This is a genomic window from Rhizobium sp. 05L419 (assembly GCF_056397845.1).
In genome coordinates, this window is sequence record NZ_JBFTOF010000021.1 from 53783 (window position 1) to 71517 (window position 17735).

A 17735-nucleotide genomic window follows, 5' to 3' on the forward strand; every position below is an offset into this window, starting at 1 on the left:
TTGACACTGGCCTGTCGGCTGCTAAATATTGGAGCACGAACGAGGGAATGCGACATGAGCGAGCAAAGCCTGCCCTGGGAAGGCGGATGCCGGTGCGGCCAGGTGCGGCTGAAGATCACCGCCAAACCGTTGCTGACGATGGCCTGCCATTGCACAGGCTGCCAGAAGATGTCGTCCAGCGCCTATTCGCTGAGCGCCGCCATCCCTGCCGAGGGCTTCGAGGTCACGCACGGAGAGCCCGTCGTCGGCGGCCTGCATGGTGGCTCGCGCCATTATTTCTGCCCTTACTGCATGACCTGGATGTTCACCCGCCCGGAAGGCATGGACTGGTTCGTCAACCTGCGCCCGACGCTGCTCGACGACCCCCGCTGGTTCACGCCTTTCATCGAGACCTGGACGAATGAAAAGCTGCCGTTTGCGCAAACGGGCGCCGTTCACAGCTACGAGGCGCTGCCGGAGATGGACGCCTACGAGGGCTTGGTGAAGGCATACATGGCGCAGGCTTCAGCTTAGAGCAATTCCAGCAAAAGTGCGTAGCGGTTTTGCAGCAATTGCGTAGAAACAAAAAGACGGAGCGTATTTGCGGGTTCGAGGAAAAGCGCAAACGCTCTAGAGCAATTCCAGCAAAAGTGAGTAGCGGTTTTGCGCCCGGAATTGCGTGAAAACAGAAAGATAGAGCGTTTTCGCGGTTCGAAGAAAAGCGGAAATGCTCTAGAAACCCTGAAACAGGAAATCCAGGGCGGCATTGATCTCGTCGCTTTTCGCCGTCATATCCGCCGCCAGCGCGCCTATCTCGGTCACGGGCACTGCCGCCATTCGTTCCGTCACCAGCAAGTAATATCTGTCATCGATCACGACGCGCGGATTGAGCCTCATCATGACGTGAGAGACACGATCGGCGTCGACAAGCGGAATCATAATGCGTGTGTTGAGGCCGTCCAACAGGTTCGACTGTACGTCGAGAGCGTAACCCGTCCTCATGCTGTAGACATGAAAGCGCGCCATTAAAACTGCCGGTATTTTGCAAAAGGCAGACCGTGTTTGTCGACATAGGCATTGGCTTCGGCGATCGCCTCGGCATTCTCCAGACGCCACAAGCGTTCGCGCTCGCTCCTGATGGCGCGTTCGATGCCGTCTTCGGCGGCTCGTGAGATGTTGATGTTCAGTTCGCGCGCCTGTGACACGAGTTCGCTGTCGAGCGACAGGTTGGCGGCCTTGCGGGGGGAATGCGACATTGTCGATCTCCTGATATGCGCAAATCATATGCGCATATCAGGAGAAAGAAAACGGCTTACTCGTCGCTCATCTTCAATGCCGCGATAAACGCTTCCTGCGGTATTTCCACCTTGCCGAACTGGCGCATGCGCTTCTTGCCGGCCTTCTGCTTGTCGAGCAGCTTGCGTTTGCGGCTGGCATCGCCGCCGTAGCACTTTGCGGTCACGTCCTTGCGCATGGCCGAGATCGTTTCGCGGGCAATCACGTTGCCGCCGATCGCCGCCTGGATCGGGATCTTGAACATATGCCGCGGGATCAGGTCCTTCAGCTTTTCGCACATGTCGCGGCCGCGCTTTTCCGCAGCCGAGCGGTGCACCAGCATCGACAGCGCATCGACCGGTTCGCCGTTGACCATGATCGACATCTTGACGAGGTTGCCCTCGCGATAGGTATCAAGATGATAGTCGAACGAGGCATAGCCCTTCGAGATCGACTTCAGGCGGTCGTAGAAGTCGAACACCACTTCGTTGAGCGGCAATTCGTAGGTCAGCATGGCGCGCTTGCCGACATAGGTGAGTTCCGTCTGGATGCCGCGGCGGTCCTGGCAGAGTTTGAGGATGCCGCCGAGATAGTCGTCAGGCGTCAGGATCGTCGCCTTGATCCACGGTTCGTGGATTTCCGAGATCCGCACCACGTCAGGCATGTCGGCCGGATTGTGCAGCTCGCGCTCGGTGCCGTCGGTCATGTGCAGCTTGTAGACGACCGAAGGAGCGGTCGCGATCAGGTCGAGGTCGAATTCGCGCTCGAGGCGCTCCTGGATGATTTCCAGATGCAGCAGGCCGAGGAAGCCGCAGCGGAAGCCGAAGCCGAGAGCGGCGGACGATTCCATTTCGAAGGAGAACGACGCGTCGTTGAGGCGCAGCTTGCCCATGGCAGCGCGCAGATCCTCGAAGTCGGCGGCATCGACAGGGAAGAGACCGCAGAACACCACCGGCTGGGCCGGCTTGAAGCCCGGCAGCGCCTGCGCCGTCGGCTTCTTGTCTTCGGTGATCGTGTCGCCGACCCGGGTGTCTGCCACTTCCTTGATCGAGCCGGTGAAAAAGCCGATCTCGCCGGGTCCGAGGCTGTCGACAGCAAGCATCTTCGGCGTCAGCACGCCGACGCGCTCCACCTGATATTTCGCATCCGTGCCCATCATGCGGATGGTCTGGCCCTTGGTCAGCACGCCGTCGATGATGCGCACGAGAACCATGACCCCGAGATAGGTGTCGTACCAGCTGTCGACGAGCAGCGCTTTCAGCGGCCCGTTCTCCCCGGCAGGGCTCTTTGGAGGCGGCAGCTGGTGCACGATCGCTTCGAGAACGTCGGGAATGCCGAGGCCGGTCTTTGCCGAGATCAGCACCGCCTGCGAAGCGTCGATGCCGATCACTTCCTCGATCTGTTCGCGGATGCGGTCCGGCTCGGCCGCCGGCAGGTCGATCTTGTTGAGAACGGTGACGATCTCGTGGTTGTTGTCGATCGCCTGATAGACGTTGGCGAGCGTCTGCGCTTCCACGCCCTGGGAGGCGTCGACGACCAGCAGAGACCCCTCGCAGGCCGACAGCGAGCGCGAGACTTCGTAGGCGAAGTCGACGTGGCCGGGCGTGTCGATCAGGTTGAGGATGTAGGTCTCGCCGTTGTTGGCCTTGTAGTGCAGGCGAACGGTCTGTGCCTTGATGGTGATGCCGCGCTCGCGCTCGATATCCATCGAATCGAGCACCTGTTCCGACATGTCGCGTTCGGCAAGGCCGCCGGTCGACTGGATCAGGCGGTCGGCCAGCGTCGACTTGCCGTGGTCGATATGGGCCACGATCGAGAAGTTGCGGATATGGTCAAGGGCGGTGCGGTTCGGATTGGTGCTCATGGGCGCCATATAGCAGCGCATCCCCTTGCCGCAAAGCGGAAAAGCAGGGTTTCGTTGACGATAAGTCGCAGTTCGGGTGCCGCGCGAATTGCACTTGATTCCATCATCGGACTATGCATTTCTATTATAGTGGAATAATGGATCAGGTGATGGAACAGGAACTCGAAGCGGCGATCGGCGTCCGCATCCGCAAGCTCCGGATCGACAAGAGCCTGACGCTGGACGACCTCGCCACCGCCTCGGGCGTTAGCCGGGCCATGATCTCGCGGATCGAGCGTGGCGAGGCGAGCCCGACTGCCTCTCTGCTGGCGCGGGTCTGTGCGGCCCTCGGCCTTTCCCTCTCGGCCTTCTTTGCCGAAGAGGGGCAAGCCTCGCCGCTGTCGCGCCGGCAGGAGCAAAAGGTCTGGCGCGACCCGCAAACCGGCTACGTCAGGCGCTCCGTCTCGCCGCCCGGCACCGCCTCGGATGTCGATATCGTCGATGTGGAATTCCCGGCCGGCGCCCGCGTCAGCTTCCCGCCGCATGCGGCAATGAGCGGCATGGCTCAGCATATCTGGCTCTTCGACGGCGAACTGGAAATGACGACGGGCAAGACCGTCCACCGACTGCTTCCCGGAGATTGCCTCTTCATGCCGGTCGCCGCGGGCCACATCTTCCACAATCCCGGCAACAAACCGGCCCGCTACTGTGTCGTCCTCGACCGCCGCGGGCGCTAGTTCACTTCAGGAGAAACCCATGACGACCATCCGCCTTCTCGGCGCGGCAGAAGCCCGCGCGGCCATTCCCGATCTGTGCGACGTGCTCGCCGATTGCGTCAACGGCGGCGCGTCCGTCGGCTTCATGCAGCCCCATGGCTTGGAGGATGGCGAACCCTACTGGCAGGGCGTTGCCGACGCCGTTGATGCGGGCGCGACCCTGCTTCTCGTTGCCGAGATGGATGGAAAGGTCGTCGGTACGGTGCAGATCGGCGCCGCGCAGATGCCGAACCAGCCGCATCGCGCCGACCTGAAGAAGCTTCTGGTGCATCGTTCAGCCCGCGGCAAGGGCCTGGCACGTCTGTTGATGGATGCAGCCGAGCGCCAGGCCGCCAGCCGCGGCAAGAGCATCCTTGTGCTCGACACCGCAACCGGCAGCGATGCCGAAGCGATCTATCCGCGTCTCGGCTGGGAACGCGTCGGCGTCATTCCCGATTACGCGCTCTGGCCGCAGGGCGGCTTTTGCGCCTCCACCTTCTTCTACAAGCGCATCGCCTGAGGCCTCAGGCCGGCTTGCCTCGCGGGTCGTCGAGCGCCGGATTGTAGAAGAGCGAAAGCGTCAGGCTCCTGGCGATCCGCTCCGCGGTTGCCATGAACCAGGCCTTCGCCTCGGCATTCGGCGCGATATCGTCGAGCGTTTCCGAAAAGAGCGCCAGCCATTGCGCAAAGAGCGCCGGCGTCAAGTCGGAGACGCCGGTATGCGCCTGCACCGGCTTGCCGCCATAGGCGCCGCTGCGAAAGGCGACGGCCGACCAGAAGCTCTTCATCTTTGCCATGTGCTCCGGCCAACGGCCCGAAAGCCTGGCGTCGAACACCGGCCCGAGGGCAGGGTGCTTCAGCACCCGGCCATAAAAGGTCTCGACCAGCCTGTCGATGAACGCTTCATCGACGCCCATCGCCTGCATCTCGGCTTCTGCGCGCTCGCGAATGGCAGCCACATGTGCCGCCCGGCCCTGTATTTCGGTGTTCATTGTTCACTCCGGCATGCCGCTCATCGCGACCGCCTCTCATATAGGCAGTCGATGCCGCTCAGTGAAGGCCGAAGCGATGCCGGCGACAACCGCGCAATGCGTCATGGCGTCGCCGGTGGCCCCACTCCTGTGCCTGCCACAGGAATGAGGGCGGGGACGTAGATATTGGCGCAGATGAAGAAAAGTCAGTGGCTTAGCGGAAATCCGCTGCTCGATTGTCCCCGCTCCCCAAACCCGTACCTGCAATTGCCGCGTCCCGTCATTGGATACACCGCAAGGTATTGCGGCGAGGGGGGCCTGGGTGTGGGTGAACGACGCAGGCTCTCTTATCCCGCGTTCGTTACCGGTCTGCGCCGCGAAGCACGCCGACCAGGGCCCTCCCATCGGTGAAATAGGGATCGCCGCCCCCGTTGCGGCCGGTTTTCGTGGCCCCGATGCCTGGGATCTCGTAGGTCGACGAGAGTTGCCCGGCCTTGAGAAGGTCGCCGATCGTCAAATCCCGCTCCGCATCGACATCCGGTCCGATGTGATGGGTGATCTGGCCGGTGTCGTGGCTGAACCCCACCCCGCGGTCGAAGCTCGCCGAGCCCAGCCACAGCGGGCGCCCGTCCGCGCCGGTCTTTGGGGTCAGCCAGAAACGCACGTGGTTGCGCTCGTCGGCGCTCTTGCCGACGGACTTTTCAAATGCCAGATCCTGCTTGCGCCCCTCAAACAGCAGCGGGCTCACCGGCGCATCGAGGTCGGGCCGATCAAGCACGACGCTCAATCCGATTTCAGCCGATGTCCGCAAGGTGATTTTATCGGCGGGATCCCATCCCGCTGCCGCGAATGCCCGGATTACCTCTTCCTTGGAGCCGACTAGACCGACATTGATGGGGTCTCCAGGAATGTCCTGTTCAGTGGTCGTGACCATTTTGCCAAAGTCGGCAACGCGGCTGGCATCCCGAAGGATCCATATTTCTGGAACGATGAAATAGGCGGCAAACAGATAGGCAACCAAAAGTGCCAGCATGCCGCTTATCGCCATCCGCGTTTTCGTGCGATGTCTCATCCCGGTTCGCGTCGCCTCATGTCTCCTGAGCGCTTATAGCATACTGTCTCTCCGGTTGATCGCGCAAATTGCAGGGAGAAACGCGCGGCAAGGAAGGGGTTGCGAACCGCCGTCCGCACCGACAAGGGTGCCCGCCCTTGCCATTGCTGCCCGTAGCGCTTAGCTCTCAGCCGTCACGAATCCGGATATAGCATGCCGCATAAGGTCACCATTTCCCGCCTCAAGCTCTCCGATTTCCGCAACTATGCGGCCGCGGCATTGTCTCTTGATGGCCGGCATGTCGTGCTCACCGGCGACAACGGCGCCGGCAAGACCAATCTCATGGAAGCGGTCTCCTTCCTGTCGCCCGGTCGCGGCATGCGGCGCGCCACCTATGGCGACATCACCCGCGTCGGCGCGACCGCCGGCTTTTCGATCTTCGCAGAGCTCGACGGCATGGAAGGTGACGTCGAGATCGGCACCGGGCTCGATACGACCGACGACACGGCCTCGCGCCGGCTGCGCATCAACGGCACCGCCGCCAGGACCGCCGACGAACTCACCGATCATCTGCGCCTGCTCTGGCTGACGCCCTCGATGGACGGGCTCTTTACCGGCGGCTCGTCCGAGCGCCGTCGCTTTCTCGATCGCCTCGTCCTGTCGCTCGATCCCGCCCACGGCCGCCGCGCCAGCGATTTCGAACGCGCCATGCGCAGCCGCAACAAGCTGCTCGACGAGCGCCGGTTCGATCCGTCCTGGCTCTCCGGCATCGAAGAGCAGATGGCAAGCCTTGGCATCGCCATGGCGCTGGCGCGCCAGGAAATGCTCGGACTTCTGAGCCGCCTCATCGGGGAAACGCGCGAAACCTCCCCCTTTCCCTCGGCCTCGCTGGAGCTTGCCGGTTTCATGGACGGACAGTTCAGCCGCCCCGCCGTCGATCTTGAGGACGACTATGCCGCGATGCTCGCCGAAAGTCGCTATCGCGACGCCGCCGCCGGCCGCACGCTTGACGGTCCGCACCGCGCCGACCTCCTGGTTCGCCACCGCGACAAGCAGATGGAAGCAGCGCGCTGTTCGACCGGCGAACAGAAGGCATTGCTGGTCGGGCTGATCCTTGCGCATGCCCGGCTGGTCGGCAATCTCACCGGCCACGCGCCGGTCCTGCTGCTGGACGAGATCGCCGCCCATCTCGACGAAGGCCGCCGCGCCGCGCTCTTCGACCTCATCGATGCCTTGGGCGGCCAGGCCTTCATGACCGGGACGGACCGGTCGATGTTTTCCGCGCTCGGGGATCGGGCGCAGTTCTTCACCGTTGCCGATGGGAGGGTTTTCGAATGACGGATGCCGCTTTCCCCCTTGCCGGCGGCCATGGTAGCATCGGACCCATGGAACCCTTGAGCCCCGAAGAAATCGCCAGATACCAGCGCCATATCCTGCTTCCCGAAATCGGCGGGGCGGGCCAGCAGAAGCTGAAGGCGGCGCGCGTCCTTGTCATCGGCGCCGGCGGTCTCGGCGCGCCGATCCTGCAGTACCTCGCAGCCGCCGGCGTCGGCACGCTTGGCATTGCCGATGACGACCTGGTGTCGCTTTCCAATCTGCAGCGTCAGGTCATTCATGATTCCGGCACGATCGGCGAACAGAAGACTGAAAGCGCTGCCTTTGCGATTGCAAGGCTCAATCCGCATGTGAAGGTGATCCGCTTCGAGGAACGCTTCACGGCGGACTCGGCACGGCGTCATCTCTCCGGTTTCGATCTTCTGGTTGATGCATCAGACAATTTCGACACGCGCTACGCGGCGGCGGATGCAGCGCAAGCCGCCCGGATCCCGCTTGTCACGGGCGCAGTCGGCCGCTTCGACGGTTCGGTAACGGTTCTGAAGCCATACGAGACAGGCACCGATGGCATCGAGAACCCCACCTATCGCGATCTCTTTCCGGAAAAGCCGCCTGCCGGCCTCATCCCCGTCTGCGCAGAAACCGGCGTCATCGGGGCGCTGACCGGCGTCATCGGCACTTTGATGGCGATGGAGGCGATCAAGCTGGTGACCGGCACGGGCGATCCTCTCATCGGCCGGCTGCTGCTCTATGACGCCTTGTCGGCCCGCTTCGATACGATCCGCTACAAGCGGCGGCGCCCGAAGCAGAGCCAGGCCTCATGAAAATCCGTCGCCCGCTTTCCTCGGGACGACATCGATCGAAATGGGCAAAATGCTCGCGGCTCAGCGACCCGGCAGCACCCGGTTCGGCGGGCGATGACCGTCGATGAAAGCGCGGATATTGATGATCACCTTGTCGCCCATGTCGATGCGGCCTTCGATCGTCGCCGAGCTCATATGCGGCAAAAGCACCACCTTGCCCTCGTTGGCGAGCTTGATCAGCTTCGGATTGACGGCCGGCTCGTTCTCGAACACATCGAGGCCGGCGCCGGCCAACTTGCCTTCCCTGAGACTCTTGATGAGCGCCGCCTCGTCGATCACGTCGCCGCGAGCGGTGTTGACGAGATAGGCCGTCGGCTGCAGCAGCGCGAGGCGCCTGGCCGACAGCAGATGAAAGGTGGCCGGCGTCGAAGGGCAGTTCACCGAGACGATGTCGACGCGGGCGAGCATCTGGTCGAGGCTTTCCCAATAGGTCGCCTCCAGTTCGTCTTCGGTCGCCGGGCTGACCCGTTTGCGATTGTGGTAATGGATCGACAGACCGAACGCCTTGGCGCGTCGCGCAACCGCCGTGCCGATGCGGCCCATGCCGACGATACCGATCCGCTTGCCGTGAATGCGGCGCCCAAGCATCCAGGTCGGCGACCATCCGGCCCATTCACCGGGTTGGTCCGTCAACACCCGTGCACCTTCGCCTAGCCGGCGCGGCACGGCGAGAATGAGCGCCATGTTCATGTCGGCGGTATCTTCGGTCAGCACGTTCGGCGTGTTGGTGACGGTGATTCCCTTGCGGGCGGCGGCCTCGACATCGATGTGGTCGGTGCCGTTCGAGAAGCTGGCGATCAGCTTCAGCTGCGGCCCGGCTTGCTCGATCAGCGTGGCGTCGATCCGGTCGGTGACGGTGGGCACCAGCACGTCGGCCGATTTCATCGCCGCGATCAGTTCCGCCGCGGAGCGCGGCGCGTCGTCGATGTTGAGTTCCGCATCGAAGAGTTCGCGCATGCGTGTCTCGACCGCATCCGGCAGTTTGCGTGTGATGTAGACCTTCGGTTTTTTCTTCGTCGTCATGTCCGCCGGAGCTGCCTTGTTCAGAGGTCCTTAACCAAGACGCGGGATAATTTCCCCGTTCCGGGCAATTTCTACCAGACCCGCGCGCGAAGACAAACAAAACTCGTTCAGCGTGCGGCCGAATCGAAGACCGAACATCAGGCAGCAGACATGCCTTGAATTTGAGCGAACGGAAGTCCCATGCGTAGCACAGTCCTGAAATCATGCCTCGCCATTGCGGTCGGTTTCGTGCTTTCGGCGGGAACCGCCGAATTGAGTTTCGCCCAGGCGGCAAAAGGTCCGAGCGGCCTGCCGCTGCCGCGCTTCGTCACGCTGAAGTCCAAGCGCGTCAACCTTCGCATCGGTCCGGGCACGGACTTTGCCGCATCCTGGATGTACCTGAAGGCGGGCCTGCCGGTGGAAATCATTCAGGAATACGACAACTGGCGGCAGATCCGCGATGCCGACGGCACCTCGGGCTGGGTCAACCAGTCGCTGCTGTCCGGTTCGCGCGCCGCCATTGCCGCACCGTGGATGAAGGGCAAGGGCAAGGGCGTCTTCGTCAACATGCGGCGCGAGGCCTTGCCGTCTTCGACGGTGGTGGCCAAATTGGAGCCGGGCGTCATGATGAACATCGGCGAATGCAACGGCGACTGGTGCTTTGCCAAGACCGACGGCGCCGAAGGTTGGGTGGCGCAGTCGGAAGTCTGGGGTGCCTACCCAGGCGAAGCCTTCAAGTAAGGGGCGAAGCCTTCAAGTAAGGGGCGAAGCCTTCAAGTAAGGCTTGCCTGCTTGCCGGCCTCGGCCAGCGACCTCATCGGCCGGGGTCCGATCTGCTGGATGACGATGCCGGCGGCGAGGCAACCGAGCTTGCCGCAATCGGCCAGCGTCCGGCCCTGCGTGTAGCCGTAGAGGAAACCGGCGGCGAACAGATCGCCCGCCCCTGTCGTATCGACCAGTTCCCTGATCTTGATCGCATCGACGTAGAAGCGCTCCGTCCCTTTGAGGATCACGGCGCCGTTTTCGCTCATCGTCACGGCCGCGATCTTGCAGTCCTTGGCGATCTTGGTGAGGGCATCCTCGAAATCGTCGGTTTCATAGAGCGCCAGCGCTTCCTGCCGGTTGGCAAAGACGATATCGACGGTACCCGATCGCATCAGGTCCAGAAACTCGCCGCGGTAGCGATCGACGCAGAAGCTGTCCGAAAGCGTCATCGACATCTCGCGGCCGTTCTCGTGGGCGATGCGGGCGCAGTCGCGGATGGCTTCCTTGGCGCGCGGCGGATCCCAGAGGTAGCCCTCGAAATATGTGACCTTGGACTGCGCCACGACGTCCGGCTCGACATCTTCCGGACCGAGTTCGACGCAGGCGCCGAGATAGGTGTTCATCGAGCGTTCGCCGTCCTCGGTGACGAAGATCATCGAGCGCGCGGTCGGTGGAAAGGTGCCTCTCGCCTGGGTCTGGTAGTGAACGCCCTGCGCCCGGATGTCGTGCGCAAAGATCTCGCCAAGCTGATCCTCGGCCACCTTTCCGAAATAGGCCGCCTTGCCGCCGAAGCTCGCAATGCCGGCTGCGGTGTTGCCGGCGCTGCCGCCCGATGCTTCAAGCGCCGGGCCCATATGCGCATAGAGAAGCTCTGCGCGCTCGGCATCGATGAGGTTCATCGCCGCTTTGGTGATCTTGTGATCAATGAGGAACTGCTCGTCGCAACGCGCAATGATATCGACGATGGCGTTGCCGACAGTCAGAACATCGAATTTGGTCATGAAATGGGAGGTCCCGGTTATTGGTGATAGCCGGTAGTCGGTCTTAGCGGATTTTCGCCGCATGGGAAGAAGAAATGCCGTCCCTGCCGCTCTTGTCTCCGCAAAAATGTCGCGGCGACGTCATGTGCCTGTCATTTCCGATGATTATAAGCAGCGTCAACCAGATTGGCATGGGCGGCTCACCGGCTGCAGCCAATACAGAAGGGAATGATACCCTTCGACGATACCGGAAGCGACGCTGACCACGGATGAACTGGCAGCATTGCAGGCCGGCTATCCGGCAAGGCCGGATGCGGAAAAGCGGGCATGGCCCGCTTTTTTTGTCGTTGCCACAAGGCGTTGCGGCCATTCACGTTTGTCACCGTCGACGATTTGCTGCTAGACCTTTGCCCTCCGCATGCAAAGGCAGCACTTCCTGATGTCAGCCATCATTTTCGACGTCCTTCCCATCTTCGTCATGATCCTGATCGGCTGGCTGATCGTCAAGGCGGGTCTGATGAAGGCCGAGATCGGCGACGCGCTCAGCGAATTCGTCTTCAAGATTGCCGTTCCGCTGCTGCTGTTCCGGACGATCGCTGAGGCCGATTTTCACGGTGCATCGCCGTTTCGCCTGTGGATCGCCTATTTCTCCGGCGTCGCCGTGACCTGGTTTGCGGCTCATATCGCCGCAACCCGGTTCTTCGGCCGCGACGATCGCATCGGCGTTCTGGCCGGTGTGTCGTCGGCTTTCGCCAACACCATCTTCATCGGCCTTCCGCTTGTGCAGCGCACCGTCGGCGACAAGGGACTTGTGCCGCTTTCGATCCTGATCGCGGTTCATCTGCCTGTCATGATGATCGTGGGCACCATCCTGATGGAGCGCGCCGAGCACAAGATCGCCGGCGGACAGGAACGCAGTTTCGTCAGGTTGCTCCGCCAGATCGCCCAAAATCTCATCCGCAATCCGCTGGTGATCGGCCTTGCGGGAGGTGCCGTCATGCATCTCTTGGGTCTTCAGATGCCGGGACCGGTGGAGATGATCGTCGATCAGATCGCCGGCGTGGCCGGTCCCGTCGCGCTCATTTCGCTGGGTATGGCGCTCCAGAAGTATGGCATCTCAGGCAATGTCGGAATAGCCAGCGTCACATCGGCGTTCAAGCTCCTCTTGCTTCCGGCCTGCGTCTGGACTGCGAGCCATCTGGTTGGGCTGGCCAGCGACTGGACGTCGGCGCTGGTGTTGATCTCGGCCGTGCCCACCGGCGTCAACGCCTGGCTTATTGCCAATCGCTTCGGTGTCGGACACAGCCTCGCAGCCTCGACGATAACGGTGACCACGGCGCTTGGCGCCATTTCGGTATCCTTCTGGGCCTTTCTCCTCGGCGCATAGCCAAACAAAAGCCCGGCTTGCGGCCGGGCTTCGATCGTCGTCAGGATGTTGCCAGCCTTACTGCGTGGCTGAATCGGGCGCGTTCGGGTCCGGCAGGGGAACCGGCGAATCGGCCAGCGTGTGCAGGTACAAGATGACATTGGCGCGATCGGTATCCTTCGGCAGACCGGCAAAGCCCATCGCCGTGCCGGCAACGTACTTCTTGGGAGCGGCCAGGAAATGGTTCAGGTGGTCGAAGGTCCACTTCTCGCTGCCGCCCTTGGAGAAGTCCTTCATGGCGGAGGAATAGGCAAAGCCTTCATGCGTGGCGATCTGGCGATCAACGGCACCAAAGAGGTTCGGACCAACCTTGTTGGGCCCCCCCTTGGTGGCGTCATGACAGGCCTGACACTTCTTGAATACGGTCTCGCCAGCCTTGGCGTCGGCCTTGGCTAGCAATTGTGCGATCGGAACAGCGGCAGCGGGTGCTGCCTCACCGCCGCCAGCGGCGGATGCCTCTTCGGCAACGATCGCAAACCCTTCTTTCTCCGGCTTCTCGGAATGAAAGATTCCCTCCGACGCGATGGAGACCGACATCAGAACGAAAATCGTTCCGAGCAGCGCCCCCACTGCCGTATTCACGTAAGAATTCATCTGCAATGCTCCCMTCGCAGCCGGCAGACATAAAACCGGACCATCTTGAAATCGCGCGGAACCTATGTCTTTTGGCTATTTGTTGCAACAGTCTAAATGGTCTACTGCGTGAGACTTTTTGACACTTTCCCTCCCGGATTTGAAGGCCTGAACAATGACCAGTCCAAATTTAGACAACGTGCTCGTCCTGATCCCGGCGCGTATGGCCTCGACCCGACTTCCCGGCAAGCCGCTTGCTGACATCTGCGGCCTGCCGATGATTGTCCAGGTCGCGCTGAGGGCAAGGGATGCGGCTCTCGGACGGGTCGTCGTGGCAGTGGACGACCAGCAGGTCTTCGAAGTGGTGTCTAAAGCCGGCTTCGAAGTCGTCATGACCAGAAAGGATCATCAGTCCGGATCGGACCGCATCTACGAAGCGCTTCAGAAGGTGGATCCCGAGGGTCGCGCGAAGTTCATCGTCAACGTTCAGGGCGATCTGCCGACGATCGAGCCGGAAACGGTTCGCGCGGCGCTGCGTCCATTGGACGACGATACGGTCGATATCGCCACCTTGACCATCGAAATCGAGGACGAAGCGGACAAGACCGCCCCGCACATTGTCAAGGTCATCGGCTCGCCGCTCTCCAAGACCCGCCTGCGGGCGCTGTATTTTACCAGAGCGACAGCACCCTGGGGAAACGGCCCACTCTACCACCATATCGGCCTCTACGCCTACCGCCGGTCCGCCCTTGAGCGCTTCGTATCGCTCGGTCCGTCGGCTCTCGAACTGCGCGAATCGCTGGAACAGCTGCGGGCGCTGGAGGCCGGCATGCGCATCGACGTCGAGATCGTTGACACGGTTCCGCTCGGTGTCGATACTCCCGCCGACCTTGAAAAGGCGCGTCGCATTCTTTCCGCAAAATCGAACTGACGGATCTCCTATGAACATCGACACCAACAGGATCGCCTTCCAGGGCGAATTCGGCGCGAATTCGGACATGGCATGTCGCGACATGTTTCCGACCATGGAGCCGCTGCCCTGCCAGACGTTCGAGGATGCGTTCGTGGCCGTCGACAACGGCGAGGCCGACCTGGGCATGATCCCGATCGAAAACACCATCGCCGGCCGCGTCGCAGACATCCATCACCTGCTGCCCGAATCGCGGCTGCACATCATCGGCGAGTACTTCATGCCGATCCGCTTCCAGCTCATGGTGCTGCCTGGCGTTGCGAAGGACGAGATCCGCACCGTGCACAGCCACATCCACGCGCTTGGGCAGTGCCGCAAGATCGTTCGCGCCAATGGCTGGAAGGCGGTCGTTGCCGGCGACACGGCGGGCGCTGCAAAGCTCGTTCAGGAAACCGGCGACCGCACGATGGCGGCACTCGCTCCGCGTCTCGCCGCTGACCTGTACGGCCTCGACATCGTCGCCGAGAATGTCGAAGATACCGAAAACAATGTCACCCGTTTCGTGATCTTGTCACGCGAGGAGGAATGGGCGCACCGGGACTCTGAGGAAGAGAAGCTGGTCACCACCTTCGTCTTCAACGTCCGAAATATCCCCGCTGCCCTTTACAAGGCGCTTGGCGGCTTTGCGACCAACGGCATCAACATGACGAAGCTGGAGAGCTACCAGCTCGGCGGAAAATTCGTAGCCACGCAGTTCTATGCCGACATCGAAGGCCATCCGAACGACGCCAATGTCCGGCGCGCCCTCGAGGAACTGCGGTTCTTCTCGGAAAAGGTCCGCATCCTCGGCGTCTACAAGGGCCATCCGATGCGCGGTCACCTGCAGAAATCATGAAAAAGGGCGCCAATATCGGCGCCCTTTTTGCAGTGGCTTACTTGTCCGGCTCGCAGACGCGCAGCCGGTGGCCGTCCGGATCAAGGACGACGAAGGTCGGCCCGAAATCCATCGTCGTCAAATCCTGGGCAATGGGCAGTCGCCGCTTTCGCCAATCGTCATAGACCGCGGCGACGCCCCGTTCGCCGGGAACCATGAAGGCGATTTCCGCCCGGCTGCCAATGGCGGAGGGCTGCGGCTCGACCTTGCTCAGGCGCCAAAGCCCGAGCGTAAAGCCCCCGTCCAGCGCGAAGGCCACGAAGTTCGCAGCCGCGGCCACAGGTTCGCGGCCCAGCAGGTCCTGGTAGAAGGTGGCGCTTTCGGCCGGATCCTTGACGTAGAGGATAATCAGGTTTGGGCTGTTCATATCGTGGTCCCTCGGTCTCGTTGAATGATGTGCGCACGACCAGAACAAACTGCCAATTTCTGGCAGCATCGTTCTGTGCATGCGGTCTTTTTTGAAGTGGTTTGCCCAGAGGCTAGCTATTGCTCGCGACGCGGGTTGCTGCAATCGGCAAACCCGAGGTCGCGCTTCATGTGGTCGGGCATGGAGCCGAGGTCGAGCCGCAGATAGCCGGTCCGTACCATTCTGCGGGATGCCTCGAGCATCATACGCAGCATCAAAGACTGCGGCCCAGCATAGGTCGGAGCGTCCTCGACAACTCGGTTGTCGCACGTCGCGGGGGAGAGGTTTAGGCGTGCCATGATCGGGTTCTCCTGTTTGGATTGATCCCGATAATAGCGAAGCCTACTGTCAGTTTATGGCAGTAGGCTCTAGGGTTCGGATGGAATGTCCTGCTGGTCGCGCCATTCCTTCAGAAGCACCGCGCGCCGGCGCGGATAGCGCGCCTCCTGCGATGCCATGTCAACGATACGGTCGGTGCGAAAATGGCGATAGTCCTGGCGAAGTTCGCACCAGGCCACCATGACCCGCACCTGCTCGAAATAGCTGAGTGCGAACGGCCAGACCTTGCGGACGGAGGCACGCCCGCTTTCGTCCGTGTAGGTCAGTTTGAGAATGCGCTCGGTGCGGATCGCCTTGCGAATGACCTCGAGATCCGCCTTGTCGGCGACCGGCGGGCGCAGATGCACGAGAAGCGTCGAGCTTTCGATTTCGTCGCGCATGTCGCGCGGCAGGACATCCGCAATCTTGGCCAATGCATCGGCACCGGCCGCGGCAAGCCGCGGATCGGCAGCCCGTGCCACCCAGCGAGAGCCGAGAACCAGGGCCTCGATTTCATCCTGCGAAAACATCATCGGCGGCAGCATGAAGCCCGGCTTCAGGATGTAGCCGAGGCCTGCCTCGCCCTCGATCTGAGCGCCTTGCGCCTGAAGGCTCGCAATGTCCCGGTAGAGCGTGCGGATGCTGATGCCCGTTTCTTCAGCCAGAACGGCGCCGCTGACGGGACGGCGGTAGCGGCGCAATGTCTGCAGCAATGTCAGCAGGCGTTCAGAGCGTGCCATGGCACGGACCTATCGTTCTTTCCACTCCACCCAGTCGCGCATCAGGCGGTGGGCGATCGCTCCCTTGGGCGGCGGTGCCTGACCGTTGGTGCCGGGGCGCTGAAGCATCTCGATCGTTTCCTCGCGCGAGAACCAGCGGCAGTCTTCCAGCTCCTGCTCGTCGCGCTTGATATTGGTCGACTTGGCCTCGGCATAACAGCCGATCATCAATGTATGCGGCATCGGCCAGGGCTGCGAGGCGTGGTAGCGGATGCGGCCCGTGCGAATGCCCGATTCCTCCAGCGTCTCGCGGCGAACGGCATTTTCGATCGTCTCTCCCGGCTCGACGAAGCCGGCGAGACAGGAATACATACCCGGCGCGAAATGCGGGCTGCGGCCGAGCATGCACAGATCGCGCTCCTCGTCGATCGTCAGCATGATGACGACGGGATCGGTGCGCGGGAAGATGGTGTGCTCGCAGGCGGTGCAAATGCGCTTGTAGCCGCCGATATGGATGTCCATCGTCGAGCCGCAGCGGCCGCAAAACCGGTTGTCCCGGTTCCAGCGAATAAGGCTCGCACCCTGCGCGAATTCTCCGAGCAGGACGTCATCGACCAGCATGTCGCGAAACAGCGACCGGCCGTCGGCGGGCTTGTATTGGCTGGCCAGTTCCTCCTCGGAAACGCCGACCGGAACGGCAAGGCGCGGCTCGCCGGTCTTGCGATAACCGAGCAGAATCGTTTCGTCCCAGTTCGGACGCAGATCCTTCAACTCGTAGCGCGCAAACAGTGGATCGAGCACCTGACCATCGTGCTTCAGCACCAGCTTGTCGCCGGTGAAGGCAAAGATATGCGTGCCTTCCTTGGCGAGTGCGTTGTCTACGGAACTCTCGTCGCGGTGCTCGGAATCGCGGATCAGGTCATTGGCGGCAAACGCTGTCAGATTGCTGGGTTCCGGATGCGGCACATCCGAATCGAAAAGCGAACGGCTCATGATGAAAGGGCTTCCCGCAACTTCTCTATCAATTCATCTCTCTTTCCGTCTTCGTAAGGTTCTGCTTTGCCGAATCCCCAGACAGGCCCCGGCCAATTGGCATCGCCTTCGAAGCGGGCGATGACATGAACATGAAGCTGGCGGACGACGTTGCCAAGAGCCCCGACGTTGATTTTTGTCGCGCCGGTGATCGTCTTGAGGGTTGAAGCGACCAGCTCGGTCTCGAATGTCAGAAGCACCTGATCAAGAGGTGTCAGCTCGAAAATCTCGGTGATATCGGCTCGCCTCGGGACGAGAATCAGCCAGGGCCAGCGGGCATCCGCCGACAGCCGGAGGTCGCAGAGGCCTGTCTGCATGACACTCCTGCTGTCGCTTTGAAGCCGATGGTCGAGCGTAAAGACGTCCAACAGGTATTCCTCCAGAGTTTTCCAAAGGCTAGCAGTTTTTTTTGTGCTTGGCTTGCTTTTGATGGCGATATTGCCGATATGTGCATCCGGGAGGTTGGTGGTGGACGAGCCACTCGCCAACCGGGTCAGGTCCGGAAGGAAGCAGCCCTAACGAGCCCGGCACGGGTCATCGTGCCAGCCTCCCACCCTTCTCTCCATCCTTGCCCGGGCAGTCCGGGCGCTAAGCAGGG

Annotated in this window: 22 protein-coding genes and 1 other RNA gene; 10 read left to right on the forward strand and 13 right to left on the reverse strand. The window is 61.8% G+C overall.

Translation table 11 applies throughout. The features are described from left to right. The first annotated feature begins 54 nt into the window (after positions 1 to 54). Complete coding sequence (locus tag AC1DMK_RS22735; RefSeq protein ID WP_477862219.1) at positions 55 to 513, forward strand: GFA family protein; 459 nt, start codon at positions 55 to 57, stop codon at positions 511 to 513. Positions 514 to 711: 198 nt separating this feature from the next. Here the strand turns inward: AC1DMK_RS22735 and AC1DMK_RS22740 are convergent, their stop codons facing one another. Genes AC1DMK_RS22740 through lepA form a run of 3 tightly spaced genes read right to left on the reverse strand, consistent with a single transcriptional unit; the run spans position 712 to position 3127 of the window. After that, a complete protein-coding gene (locus AC1DMK_RS22740) occupies positions 712 to 1005 on the reverse strand; it encodes a CcdB family protein (RefSeq protein ID WP_477862220.1) in 294 nt (97 codons plus the stop codon). Next, on the reverse strand, positions 1005 to 1235 hold the full coding sequence (locus AC1DMK_RS22745; protein ID WP_037065393.1) for a type II toxin-antitoxin system CcdA family antitoxin: 231 nt from the start codon (positions 1233 to 1235) through the stop codon (positions 1005 to 1007). The genes AC1DMK_RS22740 and AC1DMK_RS22745 overlap by 1 nt, the downstream gene beginning before the upstream one ends. A gap of 56 nt (positions 1236 to 1291) precedes the next feature. Then, positions 1292 to 3127 (reverse strand): translation elongation factor 4, encoded by a 1836-nt coding sequence (gene lepA / locus AC1DMK_RS22750; RefSeq protein WP_037065484.1) that lies wholly within the window; start codon positions 3125 to 3127, stop codon positions 1292 to 1294. 140 nt (positions 3128 to 3267) lie between these two features. On the opposite strand from lepA, the gene AC1DMK_RS22755 reads away from it, so the two are divergent. Both AC1DMK_RS22755 and AC1DMK_RS22760 read left to right on the forward strand, forming a co-directional pair. Then, positions 3268 to 3834: a helix-turn-helix domain-containing protein gene (locus tag AC1DMK_RS22755; RefSeq protein ID WP_477862223.1), complete on the forward strand. Its 567-nt coding sequence runs from the start codon at positions 3268 to 3270 to the stop codon at positions 3832 to 3834. Positions 3835 to 3853: 19 nt separating this feature from the next. Then, on the forward strand, positions 3854 to 4372 hold the full coding sequence (locus AC1DMK_RS22760; protein ID WP_477862225.1) for a GNAT family N-acetyltransferase: 519 nt from the start codon (positions 3854 to 3856) through the stop codon (positions 4370 to 4372). Between the two features lie 4 nt (positions 4373 to 4376). On the opposite strand, the gene AC1DMK_RS22765 is transcribed toward AC1DMK_RS22760, so the two are convergent. Together AC1DMK_RS22765 and AC1DMK_RS22770 are read right to left on the reverse strand one after the other, a co-directional pair. Then, positions 4377 to 4844, reverse strand: coding sequence for a group III truncated hemoglobin (locus AC1DMK_RS22765; RefSeq protein ID WP_477862227.1), 468 nt, complete (start codon positions 4842 to 4844; stop codon positions 4377 to 4379). Positions 4845 to 5184: 340 nt separating this feature from the next. Continuing rightward, a complete protein-coding gene (locus AC1DMK_RS22770; RefSeq protein ID WP_477862229.1) occupies positions 5185 to 5895 on the reverse strand; it encodes an LssY C-terminal domain-containing protein in 711 nt (236 codons plus the stop codon). Between the two features lie 192 nt (positions 5896 to 6087). On the opposite strand from AC1DMK_RS22770, the gene recF reads away from it, so the two are divergent. Then, positions 6088 to 7212 (forward strand): DNA replication/repair protein RecF, encoded by a 1125-nt coding sequence (gene recF / locus AC1DMK_RS22775; protein WP_477862231.1) that lies wholly within the window; start codon positions 6088 to 6090, stop codon positions 7210 to 7212. Continuing rightward, entirely contained in the window at positions 7209 to 8033 is an 825-nt protein-coding gene (locus AC1DMK_RS22780; RefSeq protein ID WP_477862233.1) for a molybdopterin-synthase adenylyltransferase MoeB, read from the forward strand. Before recF ends, AC1DMK_RS22780 begins: the two co-directional genes overlap by 4 nt. A 60-nt stretch (positions 8034 to 8093) precedes the next feature. Here the strand turns inward: AC1DMK_RS22780 and AC1DMK_RS22785 are convergent, their stop codons facing one another. After that, positions 8094 to 9095, reverse strand: a complete 1002-nt coding sequence (locus AC1DMK_RS22785) for a 2-hydroxyacid dehydrogenase (RefSeq protein WP_037065399.1) — start codon at positions 9093 to 9095, stop codon at positions 8094 to 8096. 180 nt (positions 9096 to 9275) lie between these two features. Here AC1DMK_RS22785 and AC1DMK_RS22790 point away from each other — a divergent pair, with 180 nt between their 5' ends. After that, on the forward strand, positions 9276 to 9815 hold the full coding sequence (locus AC1DMK_RS22790; RefSeq protein WP_037065400.1) for an SH3 domain-containing protein: 540 nt from the start codon (positions 9276 to 9278) through the stop codon (positions 9813 to 9815). Positions 9816 to 9847: 32 nt separating this feature from the next. Here AC1DMK_RS22790 and AC1DMK_RS22795 read toward each other — a convergent pair whose 3' ends face one another. Continuing rightward, positions 9848 to 10840 (reverse strand): adenosine kinase, encoded by a 993-nt coding sequence (locus tag AC1DMK_RS22795; protein ID WP_037065401.1) that lies wholly within the window; start codon positions 10838 to 10840, stop codon positions 9848 to 9850. A 418-nt stretch (positions 10841 to 11258) separates the two neighbouring features. Here AC1DMK_RS22795 and AC1DMK_RS22800 point away from each other — a divergent pair, with 418 nt between their 5' ends. After that, complete coding sequence (locus AC1DMK_RS22800; protein WP_477862236.1) at positions 11259 to 12206, forward strand: AEC family transporter; 948 nt, start codon at positions 11259 to 11261, stop codon at positions 12204 to 12206. Positions 12207 to 12263: 57 nt separating this feature from the next. Here the strand turns inward: AC1DMK_RS22800 and AC1DMK_RS22805 are convergent, their stop codons facing one another. Further along, positions 12264 to 12839, reverse strand: coding sequence for a c-type cytochrome (locus AC1DMK_RS22805; protein WP_477862238.1), 576 nt, complete (start codon positions 12837 to 12839; stop codon positions 12264 to 12266). A gap of 154 nt (positions 12840 to 12993) precedes the next feature. On the opposite strand from AC1DMK_RS22805, the gene AC1DMK_RS22810 reads away from it, so the two are divergent. Both AC1DMK_RS22810 and AC1DMK_RS22815 read left to right on the forward strand, forming a co-directional pair. Continuing rightward, positions 12994 to 13749: a 3-deoxy-manno-octulosonate cytidylyltransferase gene (locus AC1DMK_RS22810; RefSeq protein WP_477862240.1), complete on the forward strand. Its 756-nt coding sequence runs from the start codon at positions 12994 to 12996 to the stop codon at positions 13747 to 13749. A 10-nt stretch (positions 13750 to 13759) separates the two neighbouring features. Beyond that, positions 13760 to 14623: a prephenate dehydratase gene (locus tag AC1DMK_RS22815; RefSeq protein WP_477862241.1), complete on the forward strand. Its 864-nt coding sequence runs from the start codon at positions 13760 to 13762 to the stop codon at positions 14621 to 14623. A gap of 37 nt (positions 14624 to 14660) precedes the next feature. Here AC1DMK_RS22815 and AC1DMK_RS22820 read toward each other — a convergent pair whose 3' ends face one another. From AC1DMK_RS22820 to AC1DMK_RS22840, 5 genes are all read right to left on the reverse strand, one after another. Further along, positions 14661 to 15029 carry a VOC family protein gene (locus AC1DMK_RS22820; RefSeq protein WP_037065406.1) on the reverse strand — a complete coding sequence of 123 codons (369 nt, stop codon included), beginning with the start codon at positions 15027 to 15029 and terminating at the stop codon, positions 14661 to 14663. Positions 15030 to 15145: 116 nt separating this feature from the next. After that, the gene (locus tag AC1DMK_RS22825) at positions 15146 to 15367 is read right to left on the reverse strand and encodes a hypothetical protein (RefSeq protein ID WP_477862244.1); all 222 of its coding nucleotides are present in this window, start codon (positions 15365 to 15367) and stop codon (positions 15146 to 15148) included. Between the two features lie 69 nt (positions 15368 to 15436). Continuing rightward, positions 15437 to 16126, reverse strand: a complete 690-nt coding sequence (locus AC1DMK_RS22830; RefSeq protein WP_037065410.1) for a helix-turn-helix transcriptional regulator — start codon at positions 16124 to 16126, stop codon at positions 15437 to 15439. A gap of 9 nt (positions 16127 to 16135) precedes the next feature. Further along, positions 16136 to 17098, reverse strand: a complete 963-nt coding sequence (nudC, locus tag AC1DMK_RS22835; RefSeq protein WP_037065412.1) for an NAD(+) diphosphatase — start codon at positions 17096 to 17098, stop codon at positions 16136 to 16138. Further along, a complete protein-coding gene (locus AC1DMK_RS22840) occupies positions 17095 to 17505 on the reverse strand; it encodes an HIT family protein (RefSeq protein WP_051974119.1) in 411 nt (136 codons plus the stop codon). Before AC1DMK_RS22840 ends, nudC begins: the two co-directional genes overlap by 4 nt. An 89-nt stretch (positions 17506 to 17594) precedes the next feature. Here AC1DMK_RS22840 and ffs point away from each other — a divergent pair. Beyond that, an RNA gene (gene ffs / locus AC1DMK_RS22845) (signal recognition particle sRNA small type) lies at positions 17595 to 17691 on the forward strand. The last annotated feature ends 44 nt before the right edge of the window (positions 17692 to 17735 follow it).